Source organism: Silvimonas sp. (assembly GCF_031291215.1).
GTDB classification, from domain to species: domain Bacteria; phylum Pseudomonadota; class Gammaproteobacteria; order Burkholderiales; family Chitinibacteraceae; genus Silvimonas; species Silvimonas soli.
Genome location: NZ_JARLJK010000103.1, coordinates 1 through 1,224 on the forward strand (window position 1 = coordinate 1; position 1,224 = coordinate 1,224).

Sequence of the window (1,224 nt, forward strand, 5' to 3'; positions counted from 1 at the left end):
AGTCAGTACGGAAGAGGCCACGCCGATCTTCACACGGCTGTGCGCGGCGACACTGGCGCCTGCAGCAGTTCAGTACGCACCGTGTGCTTCGAGGTTGCAGCCGAACTCGGCGGAAGCGGCTCTCTCGGCCGCCGTACCCGCGAGTGCCGACAGACATTCGTACTGCCGCATGAGCGCGAGTATCTGCAGGAGTACCATCGGCGTTCGTACGACACCTTCCTTCTGGTGACACGCGTCGGCGAACGCGCGCAGGTGTGCGGCTGAATCTTGTGCACGAATGGCGGCGACGGTGCGATCGAAGTCGCCGACCGCGCACGACAGGCTGGCCAGTGCACGGGCGGCATCCTGAGTAGACGTCGAGGTCGCATCACCTTCCTGTGTCGCGTGCATCGGTGACACTGGCGACACTGCCGACACTGCCGACACTGCTGCTGCTGTCGTCGTCGGGTTGATCGACTCCGCCGTGTGACGTGCACGCGAAGTGCGCGGCATGGAGTGGCAGGGGGAGGGAAGCACACGCGCGTGTGCGTCGGTGTACACCCAACGCTGCTGCCCTGGTGGTGCGAGGTGGGCGGAGAGAGTCTCGCAGGTCGACGAGCAGCTCGCTCGACGGCGTCAGTGCGCCAGTCATTTATTCAAAACTTTTGAATAACAGACTGGGCGGCGGGTGAAGTGAGCCTCAAATGGAACACGTGACGCCTGCACCTGCAGATGAGTCTACCTGAAGTAGCTGAGAAGCATAACTGATATTGTTCGATACGTCAGGCTGGCCAACCGCGCCCGAGAGCATGACCCTTGCGCTCGCAGCGTGCGTCAAAAGCAACATCGCAGTCAGAAGGCGTCTTAGACTCAAACAGGCACCATAGAAGTGCGATGAAGCAATAAGAAACAACCCAGCATATGTTGATTCATGATTCAATTGATTGGATGTTGTGGAAGTGGGGTGGACCAAGCCAGTAAAACTACCGTACTAACCAACTCAATTCAAACAAAATAATTCCAGCCGTTGTTCGAAATATTTCATACGCCTAATTAACGCAATGTGAATTCAATGGTTGACTAAGCTATACAGTGCAATGCGCGGCTCACGATGCTTACGCAGCCGCATGCTGGTAGCCACGGTGGAAGATCGCGCGCATGCTCTCGCCGGTGGCCATCTGATTCGTGAAGGTGCGTGCGGCGCGCTTTCGTTGGTTGACACCGGGTGGGCGGATGGTGACGGCG

Annotated in this window: 1 protein-coding gene; it reads left to right on the forward strand. The window is 58.2% G+C overall.

Translation table 11 applies throughout. The features are described 5' to 3' along the window. Window positions 1-264, forward strand: a 264-nt coding sequence (locus P4L78_RS10685; protein ID WP_309328053.1) for a hypothetical protein, incomplete at its 5' end; no start/stop codon positions are given. Between the last annotated feature and the right edge of the window lie 960 nt (window positions 265-1,224).